The sequence below is a fragment of the Collinsella sp. AF04-24 genome (assembly GCF_003465685.1).
GTDB lineage: Bacteria > Actinomycetota > Coriobacteriia > Coriobacteriales > Coriobacteriaceae > Collinsella > Collinsella aerofaciens_AP.
Window position 1 is genome coordinate 1 of record NZ_QSBK01000023.1, and the last position, 18,256, is coordinate 18,256.

The 18,256-nt window shown below is 61.5% G+C and carries 12 protein-coding genes; 3 read left to right on the top strand and 9 right to left on the bottom strand.

The features are described from left to right. Window positions 1-41: 41 nt before the first annotated feature. The 6 genes from DWV32_RS08710 to DWV32_RS08735 form a co-directional block, all read right to left on the bottom strand. Window positions 42-1,463 (bottom strand): 6-phospho-beta-glucosidase, encoded by a 1,422-nt coding sequence (locus DWV32_RS08710; protein WP_117757899.1) that lies wholly within the window; start codon window positions 1,461-1,463, stop codon window positions 42-44. Window positions 1,464-1,590: 127 nt separating this feature from the next. Further along, the gene (locus tag DWV32_RS08715; RefSeq protein WP_117564498.1) at window positions 1,591-3,021 is read right to left on the bottom strand and encodes a PTS transporter subunit EIIC; all 1,431 of its coding nucleotides are present in this window, start codon (window positions 3,019-3,021) and stop codon (window positions 1,591-1,593) included. A 106-nt stretch (window positions 3,022-3,127) separates the two neighbouring features. After that, the gene (locus DWV32_RS08720; RefSeq protein ID WP_117564499.1) at window positions 3,128-3,982 is read right to left on the bottom strand and encodes a PRD domain-containing protein; all 855 of its coding nucleotides are present in this window, start codon (window positions 3,980-3,982) and stop codon (window positions 3,128-3,130) included. A gap of 398 nt (window positions 3,983-4,380) precedes the next feature. After that, complete coding sequence (locus DWV32_RS08725) at window positions 4,381-8,004, bottom strand: UvrD-helicase domain-containing protein (RefSeq protein WP_117757900.1); 3,624 nt, start codon at window positions 8,002-8,004, stop codon at window positions 4,381-4,383. Between the two features lie 3 nt (window positions 8,005-8,007). Beyond that, on the bottom strand, window positions 8,008-11,196 hold the full coding sequence (locus DWV32_RS08730) for a PD-(D/E)XK nuclease family protein (protein ID WP_117757901.1): 3,189 nt from the start codon (window positions 11,194-11,196) through the stop codon (window positions 8,008-8,010). A 221-nt stretch (window positions 11,197-11,417) separates the two neighbouring features. Continuing rightward, window positions 11,418-11,717, bottom strand: a complete 300-nt coding sequence (locus DWV32_RS08735) for a YerC/YecD family TrpR-related protein (RefSeq protein WP_022094855.1) — start codon at window positions 11,715-11,717, stop codon at window positions 11,418-11,420. A 324-nt stretch (window positions 11,718-12,041) separates the two neighbouring features. On the opposite strand from DWV32_RS08735, the gene DWV32_RS08740 reads away from it, so the two are divergent. Next, window positions 12,042-12,407: a phage holin family protein gene (locus DWV32_RS08740; RefSeq protein ID WP_055250947.1), complete on the top strand. Its 366-nt coding sequence runs from the start codon at window positions 12,042-12,044 to the stop codon at window positions 12,405-12,407. A 140-nt stretch (window positions 12,408-12,547) separates the two neighbouring features. Here DWV32_RS08740 and DWV32_RS08745 read toward each other — a convergent pair whose 3' ends face one another. Further along, a complete protein-coding gene (locus DWV32_RS08745; protein WP_089572175.1) occupies window positions 12,548-12,976 on the bottom strand; it encodes an Rrf2 family transcriptional regulator in 429 nt (142 codons plus the stop codon). 253 nt (window positions 12,977-13,229) lie between these two features. On the opposite strand from DWV32_RS08745, the gene cysK reads away from it, so the two are divergent. Both cysK and mnmA read left to right on the top strand, forming a co-directional pair. Beyond that, window positions 13,230-14,168 (top strand): cysteine synthase A, encoded by a 939-nt coding sequence (gene cysK, locus DWV32_RS08750; protein WP_117757902.1) that lies wholly within the window; start codon window positions 13,230-13,232, stop codon window positions 14,166-14,168. A gap of 57 nt (window positions 14,169-14,225) precedes the next feature. Then, window positions 14,226-15,449: a tRNA 2-thiouridine(34) synthase MnmA gene (gene mnmA / locus DWV32_RS08755; RefSeq protein WP_255413149.1), complete on the top strand. Its 1,224-nt coding sequence runs from the start codon at window positions 14,226-14,228 to the stop codon at window positions 15,447-15,449. An 8-nt stretch (window positions 15,450-15,457) separates the two neighbouring features. Here mnmA and DWV32_RS08760 read toward each other — a convergent pair whose 3' ends face one another. Then, window positions 15,458-16,831, bottom strand: a complete 1,374-nt coding sequence (locus DWV32_RS08760) for a DNA-binding protein (protein WP_117757904.1) — start codon at window positions 16,829-16,831, stop codon at window positions 15,458-15,460. A 138-nt stretch (window positions 16,832-16,969) separates the two neighbouring features. After that, window positions 16,970-17,989: a M42 family metallopeptidase gene (locus DWV32_RS08765; RefSeq protein WP_117757905.1), complete on the bottom strand. Its 1,020-nt coding sequence runs from the start codon at window positions 17,987-17,989 to the stop codon at window positions 16,970-16,972. Window positions 17,990-18,256: the final 267 nt, after the last annotated feature.

Here is an 18,256-nt window from a genome sequence, read left to right on the forward strand (position 1 = left end):
GGACCGCGACCCCATGTCGCGGTCCGGCCCCTGAGGAAAGCTCAGCTCAGGTCCTCGCCGTTTGAGGCAATTACCTTGCGATACCACTCGAACGATCTTTTCTTGCTGCGCCGACGTGTGCCGTGTCCTTCGTCATCGAGGTCGACATAAATGAAACCGTAGCGCTTGCGCATCTGGCCCGTTGCGACCGAAACCAGATCGATCGGTCCCCAGCACGTGTAGCCCAGGAGGTCCACCCCGTCGATTTCGACGGCGTCCTTCATAGCCTGGATGTGCTCGCGCAGGTAATCGATACGGTATCCATCATCCACAAAGCCGTTCTGATCCGGCTCATCCGGGGCTCCGAGACCGTTCTCCACGATAAAGAGCGGCTTTTCGTACCGGTCGTATATGTCGTTCATGGTGATGCGCAGCCCTGCGGGATCGATGAATCTGCCCCATGGCTCCATCTTGAGGTAAGGGTTGGGGGCACTCTTGAGTAGATTGGAGTCGAACTGCCCCTCGGTGTTTGCCTGCGCCACGCGCGTCGAGTAGTAAGAGAAGCCCACGAAGTCCACCGGATTCTGCGCAAGGACCTCCTCATCGCCCTCCGCCCAAGGAATCGCGAACCCTTGACGCTCATACTCCGTGAGCATGTAGCACGGATAGTGGCCGCGCACCTGCACGTCGGTGAACATGTAGTGCTTGCGATTCTCGTCCTGAGCCGTTTTAACGTCGGCAGGGTTGCAGGTAGCAGGATAGAAAATACCCGCATTGAGCATGCAGCCGATTTGCGCACCAGGGATGATCTCATGGCAGGCGCGCACCGCGCAAGCACTCGCCACGAGCACGTGATGCACCGCGTTATGAACGGAGACGTAGCGGTCCTCCCCCTCATCAAACACGATGCCTGCCGCCATGAAGCACGCAGAGGTCATGATGTTGATCTCGTTGAACGTGAGCCAAGAGCGCACTTGATTGCGGTAACGTGCGAACACAGTGCGAGCGAAGCGCTCAAACATGCCCACGAGAGCGCGGTTGCGCCAACCGCCGTATGCCGTAACAAGATGCATGGGCACGTCATAGTGGTTGAGCGTCACCACCGGCTCGATGCCCTGTTCGAGGCAGGTGCGAAACACATCCTCATAGAACGCGAGGCCCTGCTCGTTGGGTTCGGAGTCATCCCCGTTGGGGAATATACGGCTCCATGCGATGGAGAGGCGCAGAGCCTTGAAGCCCATCTCGCCGAAGAGCGCGATGTCCTCGCGGTAATGATGATAGAAATCGATGGCCTGTTGGGCCGGGTAGTAATGGTCGGACAGCGGCTCGAGCGGAACGTCGTCACCCCTGATGACGGCGAGACGGTCCCGCCCGTACGGCAGAAGATCCGCGTTGGCGAGCCCCCGCCCGCCCTCGTCCCAGGCACCCTCACACTGGTTGGCGGAAAGCGCGCCGCCCCAGAGGAAATCAGAACGCAATGGCATGGGAGTCCTCCTTATCTTGCTTTTAGTGCGAACGGGCACCACCATGCAGCGGTGCCCGTCCGGGTTCATGGGGCCCCAGTTCCGAGAAGAGACTCGTTGCGCTAAGGCACCCTTCTAGATGCAGCGCTTAAGCCTCAAGGGCCTCCTCGGCTTCCTTCTCGCCCGATTCGCGATTGTCGAAGCCAAAGACCATGCAGAGGGCGAATGTCACCGCAAAGCCAATCGCGCAGCTGATGGCGCCCGGAATGATGTCCTGGCTGAACTTGATGACGTTCATCCACGGGAAGCCGACTCCCGAGAAGACGAAGATGCGCGCGTTGAGCAGACCGCATGCAAGGCCGCCGGCCGCGCCGCCGATCATCGACCAAGCGAGCGCCTTCTTATCGCGCAAGAGGATGCCGTAAATGATGGGCTCGGATACGCGGCCGAGCGCATAGGTAGCGAAGGTAGTCCAACCGAGCTGACGGTTAGCCTTGCCCTTTGCACGGATGCCGTAGGCGAGCGCGACCGCAAGCGTCACGTAAACAACCACCGTCGTACCCGGAGTGCACACGGCGTCATAGCCCACCTCAAGCCAGCCGGGCATCATAGCGGTGAGAATCGGCACATGCATGCCGGTAGCGATCACGAGGTTCCACGTCGCACCGACCACCAGACCGCACAGCGGACCGGCGTTCGCGCCGAGCCAGATGATGATATCGGCGATGATGCCCATAATGAAGGAGACGGCGGGGCCGAAGACGCAGAGTGCAAGCGGCAGCATGATGAGCATGGTCCCCACTGGAATCACGAGGATGCGCAGCATGTCAGGGCAATGCTTCTTGATAAGCCCCTCTACGTAGGACTGAATCCACACGATGAGGATGATGGGAAGCACCGACTGTGTGTAATTCACCAGCGTCATGGGGATGCCGTAGACGTCGAACGGAGCGCCCTCCTCGACGATAGCGAGCATGCTCGGATGAATCATAATAGCAGCCGTCATGAGCGCGAGCACAGGACTCGTCTGGAACTTCTTGGCCGCCGCATAGGCACCGAAGATCGGCAGGAAGTAATATGCCGCGTCTCCCACCAAGGTGAAGAGCCGGTACATGCTGCCCTCCGCGGCTAGAAGGCCCGCGCCTTCCGGACCAAGCAAAATGGTGAACATGCGGAAGATACCCGCGATGCAGAACACGGGCAGAATGGGAGCGATAGAGCCGCTCACCGCATCGAGAATCAGATTGCCGATGCGCTTCGGAGCGAACCGCTCCTTCCAGGGAAGCCTCTCTGCTGCGTCCAGATCTTCATCAATCGCCGTCTGGACTTCAAAGCCGCCTTCCCTGCATACCGCGTCGTAGACCTTGTCGACGGTCGGCCCGATTACGAGCTGCACCTGGCCGCCAGCGTGCACCACGCTAATCACTTCGGGAATCGCATTGAGCTTGGCGTCATCTGCAAGCCCCTCGTCCTTAAGAACGAGGCGCAGACGCGTCATGCAATGCGTCGCGCTTGAAACATTCGCCTTGCCGCCCACCTCTTCGATGATTCTTTGGGCGAGTTTTTGATAGTTAGTCATCATTCCTCCTTTTACGCCACGAATCGTCGTGGCACGAGATGGTTCTCGTACTTTCGGAGGTCATGCCCTGCCCTAACACAGGTTACAATCCTTCTGGCCTGGGTTGTCAGCGTCCGGCTGTGCCGGATTCCGCCTTCGTACAGATACGGTTGACATGGAGCATGAAGTAAAGCTTCTCCTCGTCGGTGAGCTCCGTATGCCATTCCCGCTTCATATAGGTACAGATGTGGTCGATGCATTGCGCAAGCTCGGGAAACTCCTCGCGCGAATTCGCATAAAGCGGCAAATTGGCGCTGCTGAGGCTATCGTTACCCTTGATACGCTTGAACAGATACTGCACGTGTGTCGCAAACCGTGAGAACTCAAAAGACTCCCGATCGATGATGGTACGGAAATCGTACTCGACGATATCAGTGACATCGTTGAGCAGGCGCTCAAACGATTGGGCGCGATCGCTTGCCACAGTAACCTCTGCCCCAGTCTTTGCATTGACCAAATTCATGGCGATGCTTGCCACCTCTTCGCGCGGCAGCTCGACGCCCAACTCCTGCCGCACGCGCGCGGTAATGTAGCGGCCGATTTTGTATTCCAGCGGATAAAGCTGCTGCACATCATAGGTAAGGGGCATATCAAAACGAATGCCCTTCCTCTGCCGCGCAATCGCAAAGGCGATATGGTCGGCCATGATGAGCACGGCGTTGGGACTGAGTTCGTAAGGCAGCTCGTTCTCTACAATATCCATGATCTTTGCCGTAAACAGCACCACATCGGCAGGAAGATCCTGCATGATACGCTGCCCCTCGGCATCGATGCTATAGAACGTGCGCTCGATATGGTCCATCGCGAGCTCCCGGGGGAAGTCACCACCGAAGCCGACACCCTTGCCGAGCGCCACGACCTCGCGACCGCGACTATCTCGACAAATCACGGCGTTATTGTTGAGCTTTCTGATCGCCAGCATATCGATGCACCTCCTCTCTTGATGATAGGGCACTCATTCGGAGCTGAACAAAAAGGGCATGACCTCGGCAGAAAGCAGCACCCTACTTGCCTACGGTCATGCCCTAAAGTGACACCCGAATATATGTGCAATTGAATAACGAACGGAATCCGGATGGCCATGCTCCCCAAAGGGATAACAACCCATCACATGTATTTATAGGCCCACCCGAGATGAACGTCAAGTGTAAATTTGCGTAATCCGCACCCTTGATTGGCAACTTCATCCGCGTAATCCGCACCCCCGACTGATTCTGAGTTGCGGTGAAATAGTTCCTGATGGAGCCAGCTGGGCCGTAAAACAGGAACTATTTCACCGCAAGTTATGGGGAGACTGGGCGTGCGGACGGCCCTGGTGAGCTAGAGGTTGTAGGTGACCACCTGGGACTCGGCGGGGTTGGAGGGATCGGACTGCTCCACGCGGACGAACTTGACCGTCACCGTCTTAAAGCCCGCCTTGTGCAGAACATCCGAATAGACGCGCGCCTGCAGGGCGTGCTTCTCGAACAGCTGGTCGGGTGTCTCATCCGGCGTGCCACCCGTCTTGTAGTCGATGGCCAGTGCGCGTGACGGATCGGCCGGGTCGGTCGCCAGTGCATCGATGGCGCCCTCGGCATATGCACCGTAGCGGGCAATGTCCTTGTCCTCGCAGCCCAGCGAAAAGAACGGCACCTCGGCGCGAACGCACGGCCAGGCAAGCAGCTCGGCACGGACCGCCGACTTGAGCCAGCGGTCCAGGGCAACGTCGAAGCGCTCGCGCTGCTCCGGCGTCAGGCGCCACAGACGCGCCAGCGCATCGGCACGCGCGGCGGGCAGCTCATCGGCACCCATCTCGATCAGCCACTGGCAGGCGGCATGGAACGCCGAGCCCAGCGCCATGGGGTTGCCGGCGGGCTCGACAGCAGCCACGTCCGCATCCGTCATCTCGGAACCATCCGACTCCGCATCATCGCCGGCCTCGTCCATGGGCACGTGTGCCTCGGCGGCACGGTCCTCGGACTCGGCATGCAGCGCCGCGGCAATTGACGAGTAGCTGTACGAATCGCGCGCCGGATACGGGCAGGTGCCCATGCGCACGCCCACCGCCTGGGGATACACGAGCTCAAACGCATCGGGCTCGGGGTCGGCAGGACCGGGAACGGCGGCGCGGGCATCCGCACCGGCACCCTCCGGCTCCGCATCGCCGCGGACAAGCCTGCCTTCGGCATCAAGCGAAGCATTGGCCTCAAACGACTGCTCGCCAAAAGCAAAGTCAGCCAGCGAGATGAGCTCGTAGTCGCCCGGCTGGGAGTTGTCGAACACCAAACGGTCGGCATCGAGCTGCGGCATGTCCAGGCCGTCCGTCGGCAGAATACGACGCAGCACGTCGTAGGTCAGATCGGTCTCGACATCGAAGGTCGGCGCGCACAGCTTGCCGCGGCTCACGCCGGCATCCATCGCCAGAATGACCAGCTCGCGCGCTCGCGTCATGGCGACATAAAGCAGACGAGCCCGCTCCTCGAGCGAAAGCTGCAGGTCGTCGTTGCGCAAGTGAGCAAATGCCTCGGCGGGAGAACCCGTCGCGCAGACATCCTCCATGAGCTCTGGCGGCAGCCACAGCGACGTGCCCTTGCCCTTAAACGCGTGCTCAAACTGCTTTTTGACGTCATCGCCCTTTACGAACGTGCCGTCCGCGAGTTTAACGCCGTCGAAGCGTGCAGGCAGTGCCACGACCTGCGCTCCGCCCTCGACGCGACCCATCTGTGCCGCACCGGACGATTTGCGCACGCCAAAGCACTCCGCAACCGCCACGACCGGATACTCCAGGCCCTTGGACGCATGCACGGTCATGATGCGTACCGCGCCGTCACCCTCCTCGTTGAGCGCGCCCGGGGCTTCCTTGCCCGCCAGGAAGCGGTCAAAGGCCAGCGCAATGGAGCGCGGCGAGTTACCGAACTCGGCCTCGGCCTCAACCACAGCATCGAGCGCCTTGAGCACGTTGGCGGCAATGGCCTTGCCCTCGGGACCACGCTGTGCCAGACGCACAAACCAGCCCGAAGCGTTGACCACGTCGCGCGCGATCGCCGCGAACGAATCGCGGCCCACACGACGAAGCGCATAGCATAGCACCTCGCGGGCGCGCGTCACGAGCGGCAGGCTCTGCAAGCCCGGCACATCGGAATCGCTCATGATGCCCGCGTCGATGTTGCGGCGCGAGGTCTCCCCCGTCTGGTCGTCCAGCTTGGTCGCCAGCGCCAGGAACTCCTGGGCGCCGAGCGCAAACATCGGCGAGGCCAGCAGCGGCATAAGGCCCTGCGCCGTATCGGCCGGATTGGCGAGCGCGCAGACTAGGGCGCGCACCGTCTGCACCTCGGCTGCCTGGGCAAAGACCGAGCCACCCGCGATCACGCAGTCGAGTCCTTGGTCGCGGAAAGCCTGGGCATAGACGTCGGCGTTGGTCATGCGGCCCAGCAGCAGCACCATGCCGCCCTGGGGCTGACCGGCATCGGCAAGCGCGCGGAACCGCTCTGCGATCGCGCGGGCCTTGGCCTGTGTGCGCTCCTGCGTACTGCCGCCGGCAACAAAGAGGGCCTGACGACGCGAGGCGTCTGCCACCAGCGTGTCCTTGCGGCCGTCGCTCGCCTCAAGATCCAAAAAGCCCTGCATCAGGCCGCCGTCGTCGCCGTCGAAGACGCGAGCCACGTAGCGTAGCACCTCGTCGTGGCTGCGGAAGTTGCGCACGAGCTTAACGAGCGCGCCAGCAGGGGCGTCGGCCGCGGCAGTCGCCTCGGGCGCGGCAGACGAGCCCACCTTGCGCTCCTGGCGACGGAACACCTCGACCTCCGCCCCGCGGAAGCGGTAGATCGACTGCTGTGCATCGCCTACGGTACACAACGCGCGCTCCCCCGCACCCGTCAGGTAACGGATCAGGTCGACCTGCATCTGATCGGTATCCTGGAACTCATCGATCATGACCATCTTAAAGCGACCCTCGTATGCCGCTCGGATGGCCGGGTAATCGCGCAGGGCCTCGTAGGCCATGCGCAGCAGATCGTTGTTGTCGAGGGCAGACTGGCCGGCCTTGAGCGCGCGGTACTCAGCCTCTACAGCACGGGCAAGCCCCACCAGTGCCTCGAGCGCGGGACCGCCGCAGGCCAGCACGATATTGATAAACGCATCGGCGGCCTCTGCCTTGAGTAGCTCCACCTGCTCCTTAGGGAATGCCTTGCTCGCGCGCGGCATGGTGCACGACATCATGAGTCGCGCCGCATCGGCCATGGTCTTGCCGCTCGCCTCGAACGCGTCGATGGCATCGAGCGCCGTCTGCGCTTTTTCGGTCGCGGCCTTGCTTGCGCCCAACGCCGATCGATAGGCATCGGCAAGGGCCGAGGTGTCGGCCTGGCCGCGCGCCACGCGCACGTCGTCCATACCGCCCGGCAGCTGGCTCGAGAGCTCCAGCAGGTCGCGCACCAGACCCTTGATGGTCGTGCCGGCGCCAAAGGGACCGCCCTCGCCCGCCATGGGATACCAGGCGTAGAGGGCCTTGAGCGATGCCGCGAGCTCGGGGGCGGCATCGGGCGCCGTCGCGCGGGCCAGCACATGCTCAACAGCCTGATCCATAAGCTCATCGGTATCGGTAAGCACCGTGAACTCGGGATCGATGCCCAGCTCCAACGCATGCGCGCGCAGGATGCGCGAACACATACCGTGAATGGTCGAGATCCAAGCGTCGTCGACGGTCAGGGCCTCCTCGTCCATACCCTCTTCGATAAGCGCGCGACGCACGCGGTCGCGAATCTCGGCCGCGGCATCTTTGGTAAAGGTAATGGCGAGCACCTGATCCAGATGCTCGACAAACGGACCGGATTCGGGCGAGAGCGCGTAGACGATGCGGCGCGTGAGGGTAAAGGTCTTGCCCGAACCGGCGCCCGCCGAGACAAACAGCGGACGGTCGAGCGTTTTGACGACTTGCAGTTGTTGCGGCATCAAAGTCGAAAGATCCATGGTCTACACGTCCCTCCTTACAAACGTTCCTTCGTGGTTATACGAGCAGCGCGCATGCGCGGCCTGAGCCGACGTCGGGTCGACGGCGGCAACGTCGCCTGCCTCGAGTTCGTGCAGGCGCTCGGCGATGCCGGCCTCCACGCGATCGAGCAGGGCGTCGAAGTCCATGCTGCCACCCTCGCCGGGAAAGCCCTTCTTAAGCCCCGGGATGCGGCCGTCACCACGCTCCTCCTCGAGCAGCTCGGCACTCGCGGCGCCGCGCAGCGCCGGTTTGCCGCCCTTGGTCGAAAAATAGAGCGCCGCACGGGCATCCAGATCCAGCGCCCGGCGCATGGCCTGCGCATAGATAAGCGTCTGGGTATGGGGCGGCAGCCACCGCGGGTCGTCGATGGCGGCCTCGCCCGATTCCTCGTCGCGCACCGTGGGGTCGGCGAGTTTAAACTCCTCAACGCCCGTGCGATGCTTGTAGTCGATTACCACGGCGCGATTCTCGGCATCCACATCCACGCGGTCGATGCGCCCGCCGAGCGGCCAACCGGCATACTCGACCTGGAGCTCGTTGAACGCAAACTCCAGGTAGCGCGGAGCAAAGGGGGTGAGCGCCTCGGACTCGTAGGCAAGCACGCCCTCCAGCTGCGGCAAGATCTCAGCCACCTGGCGCTCCTCCACTGGAGAGAGCGGCACCAGCGGGCCCTCGGTACCGCGCTTGCCCGCATGCTCGGCCAGGGTCTCGGCAAAGACCTCGCGCAACAGCCCCTGCGCGCGCGGCAGATTCATGGGCGTCACGCGCTCCATGCCCTCCTGCGGAAGACGTGCATGCAAGTGCTCCAGCACGTCATGGACAAAGTTGCCCTTCTCCATGTTGCCAAAGCCCGCATCGATGGACTGAGGTTTGACGCGATACGAGACGAACCAGCACAGCGGGCAGGTGGAATAGGCCTCGATCTGCGAGGCGGACGTCAGGCGCGGCACGAGCGGCGCGCCCTCGCCCTCGCCATCGCGACGGCGCAGGACCAAATACGGCACGGCCTCGGTACTCAGATGCTGAGGGGCTTCACAGGTCACGCGCTCGCGCTTGAGACCTTCGCCTGCCGCGGGATCGAAGTCCCTTACGATATCGCCCTCACCCACGCACTTCGCCTTGTCGGCGTCAGCGGCCTTAGCGTCACCAGTGGCCTTAGCATCGTCAGCGGCCTTAGCATCGTCAGCGGCCCTAGCATCGTCAGCGGCCTTGTCGGCGTCAGCGGCCTCGGCGTGCGCCCGCAGCTCGGTCCACACGGCAGCCGGATAGCACTCGCGCGCCTGGCGATCGTGCGTCACGCGGGCGAGCGCAACCGGACCACGCGACGCTTGCATCGCACGGCCAAAGCGCACGCGCAGCAGGGCCGCAGGCTCAAGCGTCACGCCCTCGCGACCAAGGCTCGCCGTCAGCGTAGCCAGCGGTCCCTCCTCGTGCGAGAGCGGATAGCTGTCCAGATCGACATCGGCAAACAGCACAGCATCGTAGCTGCCGGGGCGCAGAGCCGCCGCATCGGCAAGCGAAGCAAAACGAACCTGAGCACGTGGCGCACGGTCAACCTCGTAGGTCTCGTAATCGTAGGCGGTACTACGCTTGTCCACCTTGGTGCGAATGCCATCGAGCACGGGCACGATCGCGGCCTGCGACACGTCGAGCGCGCGGGCGCCATTCATAAGGATGCCGATGACGTGGCGCAGCAGGGCCACCTCCGCTTGGCGACGGGCTTGGCCATCCAAGCTGCCCAGCGAGCGATCGGGCAACGCCTCGGCAACGGCAAGCATGGCCTTGAGCGCCGTCACGGGCTTGTCACGCCACAGCGCCTGGAACACGTCCGAGACCACGCACGGCACGTTCTTAAACCAGTTCTCGTCGCTCGCCGCCTTGCGCGCGCCCCTCACCTGGCCTTGGACGCTCTGCAGCAGGCTCTTAACGCCCGCGGTAGTCTTGCTGCGCGAGAGACGCATATTCTTATCGAAGGTACGGGCATTGACGGCATCAGCGCCCGAAAGCGGACTGTAAATCCAGTCGGTAAGCTCCGGCGCGGGCCACCACTCAGTCTTAGAAGCTGCCCCTTCGTCGGCGGCCTTCATACGCTCGATCAGGTTGGCGAGCGCCGTGAACTGCCTGCCCGCAATGGATTGAGAAAACGCCGTGAACTCAACTGTCTCGGCAGCGATATGACGAGCCGCCAGACGAGAGGCGAGCTCACCGAACAGCTGGGGTGCCCGGGCAGAAACAACGAGCACGCGTACGGGGTCGGCGGGCGTTGCAGCAGCCTTATCGTCCTTGGACTCCTTGTGCGTTTTCGCCAACTTATCGATGGCGTCCGCATAAGCATGGGCACGGGCATGGGGGCCGGCGACCTCAATAAAGGCAGGCTGAGCGGCGGTCCCGCAAGCGGCATCAGACGCGACGGCGTCCTCCCTCAGCGGCGCGGCCTCGAACAGCACACCGCGGGCATCAAATGCCGCGGCAAGCTCCTCGCGCATCGCCGCCTGCTCGCAGGCAAGCAGTACGACGACCTCTCCCCCATTGTTCGCCACGGCAGACAGCAGCTCGAGCAGGCCGTGCGTAAACGACGTGATACCGCGCACGCATACGGCGCGGGTGCACGCCGGCAGGTTATCGGCCAGGGCATCGGCCATAATGTCAGCCGCCTCGCAGGGCTCGACCATATCTCGACGGTCCAAACCGCGCGCATAGGCGCACAAAAGTTCAAACACGCGAGCCTCGGCGTCGCTTTTGGGCTTGGGCTTGCAAACGTTGTCGCAGCAACGCTCGGTGCCTGTCCCTGCCACACCCGGCAGCACATCGCGAGCCATACGCGCGAGCATACGCACCGTGCCCTGGCTGCGCGAAAGCGGCTGCAGGTCGGCGTCGTCGAGGCGCGCTACCATGTCCGAAAACAGCATCTGGCGCTGCAGGTTGTCGACGAAACCGCGCCCGTCGCCCAAAAGCTCCCAAAGCGAGCGAAGCCACGATGTAGGCGTCTTGTAGTCAATACCCAGCGAAACGCCGGCTTCCGCCGCATCATGACGGCACAGGTCGAGCTCAGCAAACGTTGGCGCCAGCAGCACGGCACGCCCGTGGCGGGCAATAAGGTCGGCAAGCAGCGCCGCCTCGGCATCGCTCAAATCCGCGCCGGCGTTGGTGGTATAGATTCGAACAGGCATGGTCCTCCACTCAAACCGTTCGCAATATTCAATGTTTCCATCCTACCCGCCCGCGCGGACAGATTTGCCCCACGCCAACAGATTTGACCCCTTGGAGACGGAGGAAAATGGATCACCGAGGAGGTCAGTCTAACCCAGCGATCCGTTTTCCTCCGTCCCCAAAGGATCAAAAAACCGCCCCCGAAGGGACGGTTCTGCGCAATTCGTTTGTTGCCGCTGGCCTACTCGCCATCCTCCAGTTTGATGAGGATCTTGCGATAGCCGCCGTACTCGCCGTTGAGTGCCTTTGAAACGCGGCTCACCGTAGTGGACGAAGCGCCGGTGCGGGCCTGAACCTCAACATAAGGCTCGCCCTCATCCAGATAACGCGCAACCTGCAGACGCTGCGATAGATCGCAGATCTCGCGCGGCGTGCAGATATCGGTCAAAAACGCTTGGATATCCTTCTCGTCATCCAAAAGACTAAATGCGTGGACCAGCTGCTTGACATCAGGCTTGTCAAACATGTTCTCGATATTCATCGATCACCGCCAAACCCGCCAAAAGGCATCGAAGTTGATACTGACATCGGGCATCGTTCGCCCGTTCTATGCAATAGGGCAACGCGTGTGGCTTTTGCCCGTAGCAGTTTAGCACACCACCAAACTAAAGCGACAAAACTCTCTGCCAGCGGCGCATTTTCTAGGACGAACGCCGTTTTGAAACCGAATGCGCACGTAAGCTCCACGAATATCTGAGACAATGGGCGGCCGAACAAGGCGGCACACCCGAGCGGCCGTCCAAGCTGCCGCAGCAAACCGCTTCACGCGACACCGACGCACCCTGCGCAAGAAAGGATTCACACCATGCGCTTTATGCTTAACTGGCTCTTTACCTCGATCGCCATCGCGATTGCCACGTTCCTCGTTCCCGGCATCCAGCCCTTCGGTTTTGCCGAGGCCTGGGTCTGTTTCGCCTTCGTGGGACTGTTCCTGAACATCGTCGATTCGCTCGTCAAGCCGTTCCTGACGGTCATCTCGCTGCCGCTCACGATCATTACGCTGGGTATTTTTCAGCTCGTAGTCAACAGCTTTATGCTCGAGCTGGCCAGCTATCTGTCGGTCAATCTGCTGGGCGCGGGTATCTCCATCGCCAGCTTTGGATCGGCCTTTATGGGCAGCATCCTGGTGTCCATCATGCGCAGCATCCTCGACAGCATCGCCGAGGGCTAAAACGGCCATTCCGGCCGCGCCCGTCTCAACAGCCCAAAACGAAGGCCGCCCATCGCAAAAATGGGCGGCCTTCTTATTTGCCAAGTCTCAAAGGGCGAGAGAATCTGCCATTTCCACCCCGTCCCCAAATGGCAGGTGGGCTAGATCACGTAGTCGTAGCCTTCGTTGGGAGCGACAAGTTGATCAAGCGTCACACCGTCGAGGTAGTCGTTGATGAGCTTGTCCAGGTTCTTCCACACGTCGAGCGTGGGGCACTCGTCAGAGCGCGAACAACCCTTGCAGTCGCCATCCAGGCAGGCGACCGGCGCCAGGCTGCCCTCGGTCAGGCGCAAGATCTCGCCCACCGTGTACTGCTCGGGCGGGCGCGTGAGCACATAGCCGCCGCCCTTGCCGCGCATGCCCGAGAGCATGTTGGCGCGCACGAGCGTAGCCAGAATATTCTCGAGGTACTTCTCCGAAATCCCCTGGCGCGCCGCGATCTCTTTGAGCGGGATGCGACCGGCCGCCTGATGCTCGGCCAGGTCGACCATAACGCGCAGGGCATATCTGCCCTTTGTGGAAACCAACATATATAGTGCTGCCTTTCGGTCTTTTAGTCCGTTGAAATTCTAGCCGAAAAATTGGCTTTGAAAATACCCGTTCCGGTCAAGATGGTTAATCAACTTGCAATAATCTCCTATTTCCTATTGCATTACTAGGCTTTGGTGTCTACTATGCTTCCCAACAGCTAAACAAACAACCTATAAGGTTTATGGGTTTAGCTGCTAGACACACCGTAAAACCACACGGTATCCAGTCATTTGAACACTTTGGAGGTTCATCATGAGCAAGGTTTACACGTCCATCGATCAGCTTATCGGCCACACCCCGCTCCTGGAGCTCACCCACTTTGAGGCCGATGAGGACCTCAAGGCCCGCGTGCTCGTCAAGCTGGAATACTTCAACCCCGCCGGATCCGTTAAAGACCGCGTCGCCAAGAACATGATTGACGAGGCCGAGAAGGCAGGCAAGCTCGTGCGTGGCGGCGACTACACCATCATCGAGCCCACGAGCGGCAACACCGGCGTCGGCATCGCCTCGGTGGCGGCCGCCCGCGGCTACAAGGTGATCATCACCATGCCCGAGACCATGTCCGTCGAGCGCCGCAAGCTGATGCAGGCATACGGTGCGCAGCTCGTGCTCACCGACGGCTCCAAAGGCATGAAGGGCGCTATCGCCAAGGCCGAAGAGTTGCAGAAGGAGGCCCCCAACAGCATCATCGCCGGCCAGTTTGTGAACCCCGCGAACCCGGCCATTCACAAGGCCACGACCGGCCCCGAGATCTGGGACGACACCGACGGCAAGGTCGACATCTTCGTCGCCGGCGTCGGCACCGGCGGCACCGTGACCGGCGTGGGCGAGTTCCTCAAGGAGCAAAACCCCGAGATTCAGGTCGTCGCCGTCGAGCCCGCCACCTCCCCGGTGCTCTCTAAGGGCCAGGCCGGCCCGCACAAGATCCAGGGTATCGGTGCCGGCTTTGTGCCCGACGTCCTCGACACCCAGGTCTACGACGAGATCATCCCCGTCGAGAACGACGACGCCTTTGCCACCGGCCGCGCCGTGGGCCACAAGGAGGGCGTGCTCGTGGGCATTTCGTCCGGCGCCGCCGTGTGGGCCGCACTGCAGCTGGCCAAGCGCCCCGAGAACGAGGGCAAGACCATCGTGGCGCTGCTCGCCGACACCGGCGAGCGCTACCTGTCCACGGCACTCTTCCAGGACTAGAGCTCTCGTTCTTAGAACGAGTCCAAGGCACGCCGGTCTGCCCTCTCTTCTGGCTGCCTGAGCCCATCCCAACAGGGTGTCCCACACGACGCCCGAACTTGCTACAATGTCTGCGGCGCGGAACCAGCCTCCCGCGCCGCTTTTCTTTTTTGGCCACATGCCACCAAGGAGAACCTCCCCATGCACAATAAGCGCGTGCTCGTCGCCATGAGCGGCGGCGTCGATTCCAGCGTGACCGCGTATCTGCTCAAGCGCCAGGGCTACGAATGCATCGGCGCCACCATGCGTCTCACCTGCCCCGCGCCCGACCCCGCCACGGGTATGAGCAAAGTCGACTGCGACATCGCCGATGCAAAGGCCGTCGCCGAGCGCCTGAGGATACCCCACCATGTGCTCGACTTGCAGCAGACCTTCGACCGCAACGTGATCGAGTGCTTTGTGAACGCCCACCAGGAAGGACTGACGCCCAACCCGTGCATCATCTGCAACCGCCACATTAAGTTTGGCGCGCTGCTGGATGCGGCGCTGGATATGGGCTGCGACTACATCGCAACGGGACATTACGCCAAAACAAGCCAGGCGGCAGACGGCACCTGGCAGCTACATCGCGGCGAAGATCCCAAAAAGGACCAGAGCTACTTTTTGTATTCGCTTACGCAGGAACGCCTGGCACACACGATCTTTCCGCTGGCAGGCCTAGACAAAGAGCGCGACGTGCGCCGCATAGCCGCCGAGCAGGGCTTTACCAACGCCCAGAAGGCCGAAAGCGAGGACATCTGCTTTATTCCAGACGGTGACTACGCGGGCTATATCGAGCGCCGCTGCGGACATCCCGCTGCACCGGGCGACATTGTGTGGCGCGACGGCAGCGTGGTCGGGCGCCACAACGGCGCGCTGCGCTACACCATCGGCCAGCGCAAGGGCGTGGGCGTTGCGATGGCGCATCCCGTGTACGTAACGGGCGTCGACGCCGCCAACAACACCGTGCATCTGGGCGAGGCCGAGGACCTGGCGGCCACAGCGCTCACGGCCAACGACTGGATCTGGAGCGCCCCCGCCGACCACATGGAGGCGGAGCTCGACGCCGGCGGCATCCGCGTGGGCGCCAAGTACCGCTACCGTCAGAAAGACCAGGCAGCAACCCTTACACGTGGCGCCGGCGGACAAATGCTGCTAACTTTTGACGAGCCGCAACGAGCCATCGCCCCCGGCCAGGCCGTTGTAGTCTATCGCGGCGACATCGTCCTGGGCGGCGGTACCGTGACCGGCGCACTTAAGTAGCCGTGGGTTTATCGCTGCACGTGTCGAAGTACCTCAACAGCGGCACCAACCTCGATTACGCGACGCTCGAGGCCGCGGCAAATGGCCTCGAGTCGACCCTCCGCCGTCGCCCATTCGCTCTGCGAAAGAATCTCGATCGCCTCATCAACAAATCCGTTGAGCCGCGATGAATCGAACCAATCGAGCGAGTCCGCAAGCGCCAGCTGAGCGGAAGGGTCGGGCCCAAACGGCTTAGCGGAAAACCCAAACTCCCCAGCCGCGAGCAAGACAGTTGGCACGTTATACCACAGACAGTTGCCGCTATCGAACAGCGGTGCAGGTTTTATCTCCAGGGTGTCGACATTACGGATGATGCCGAAGTTTCGCCAATGGCGGTCGCTGTTGGCCAAAAGGGCATCGCAGACAATCATCTGCGACATAGACCTTCTCACAGCGACCTCATCGGCACCATGCTTGCCAAGGTAGCGACAGTATCGATCGTATGTCGAGTCTCCCCGCTGGCTACCAAGTGCGCCCTTAACGTAAACAGCCGGAACGTATTCCTCGCGGCCGTCAAGAAAGTCGTCGCACAGACACACAGGGCCATCGAACATCCGCTCAACCGTATAAGGAACAAACTCGCCCTCCGACAGCAAGCGACGATGCAGAGCCGTTGCAACCGCCTCGTTAAAGGGACGCTGATCGTCCATGCCGCGTCCTTTAGCCAAAATGCGAATGCCGTTTCGGATCATCCACGATTTAGGAAGCTCGCCCTCGGACGTGTTATCCGGATTTTTAAGACCGATGCCTTCCAGCCAACCCGAACGCTCTTCGGGCGCCGATCGCTCAAATTCGTTCTCAAAATAATTGATGTTTTGCCATTTGAGTTCGGCGCAATCGGCCGGCCGCAGCCAATAGCAATCCGAAAGCGAGAGACCCAGGCACTGAACCGGCACCTCAATGCCACTGGCAATTCCCAGCTCGCGGTAGCGCGAGATAAGCCCAGGACGAACATCGGGCACCGACCGATGCCCCCACCACGCGTTGAGCTCCCGCTTATTCACCGTTGGAGAAGAGCTCGAGCATGTGCCAAACGGCATTCGTTGCGCATCGAGGACCTCGGCGATTTCGAAGGGAAACTCACGCGTCGGATCAAATGAGACATGCGCGACCTCATGGTCGGCCGACATCAGCGTAAACTTGCGTCCCACATCGGCCGCAGGACGGCGTCCTCGCTTGCGGACCTTTTGATAGGCGAGCGCAGAATTGTACTCGACCAACTTCCGGCCGCCCACAATATCGCACACAAGCGTTCCCGATGCGGCAAGTTGAGATATGCGGGCTTTCGTAACGCCCAACAGGCGGGCAGCATCACCCATAGACAAGTACTCAGACGTGTCCATACACCGCATCACCTCGTTAAGTAATTTACACGTTTAGTTAATAGATTACAGACATCATAATACTAAACAACCCAAAGTGAAAAAAGGCCCGAGAAATCGGGCCTTAGCGATTGGTCAGCCGAGTCGCAAGCTGCTCCCCTAGCGCTGAACGTAGGCGCGAACCAGCTCGTAGGTATTGCGCACGCCGTCGATGTGGCTGCGCTCGTAGTTGTGGCTCGCGTACACGCCGGGGCCGATCAGACCATGGCGAATGTCGTAGCCGGCCGAGAGCGTGGCCTCGACGTCGGAACCGTAATGCGGGTACACATCGATGGCGTAATCGAGCTTAAGCTCGCGCGCGATATTGGACAGCGTGGTCACCAGATCGTAGTTGTAGGGGCCACCCGAATCCTTGGCGCAAATCGAAACCATGCGCTCGGTGCAGCCCAGGTCGTCGCCCACGCAGCCCATGTCCACGCTGATCATCTCGCGCGTGTCGGCCGGCACAAAGGCACCGCCGTGACCGACCTCCTCGTACACGGTAAAGAGCAGCGACACCTTGCGCGAGAGCGTCACCTCGCCAGCGGCGACGGCACGCGCCAAGCCCAGCAGAATCGACGCCGACAGCTTGTCGTCAAGGAAGCGACTCTTAATGTAGCCGCTCTCCGTCACCATGGTGCGCGGATCCATAGCGATGATGTCGCCAGTCTGAATACCCAGCTCGAGCACATCGTCCTTGCTGTCAACGTTCTCGTCGAGCAGGATCTCCATGTTCTTCTCGATGGCCTTGACCGGCTCATCGGCCACATGCGCCGAAGGCTCGGTATTGAGGACCACGCCTGTGTAGACCTTGCCGCCACGCGTGTAGACGGTGCAGTTCTCGCCATCGGCCGTGGACCACTGGTGCCCACCGAGCGTCGTCGGACGCAGGCGGCCATTGTCCTTAATGGATCGCACCATGGCGCCAAGCGTGTCGACATGGCTCGCCAACACGAGCGGCTCACCCTCGCCGCCGAGCTCAACCAGCACATTGCCCTTATTGGAGCGCTCGGGCTCAAAGCCCATATCGCGCAGGGTTTCCATCAGATAATCAGTCGCCGCACGAGTAAAGCCCGTAGGCGAGGCAATAGAAGTCAGCGCCTTAAGCTGGTCAGTAATAAAACCAAGCGTAGAATCCATTTGGGACACCATCCACAACTCCAAAGTCAACATCCCGTAATCAGTAAAAGCCCCAACAACGATACCATCACGCACAAATATTTACCCAGCGAGATGACCCATCGAGCTCTTCCGAACAGCGCCCGCCACGACAACGAGCCGGCGGGCCCCGCCCGTTAGCCCCAGAATCTTTCCGCAGGACAGAAGGAGGCCCCGCCGCACGTAGTGCGCAGCGGGGCCTCCGACATGTCCGAGGACGATTCTGGGGCTAACGGGCGGGGCCCGCCG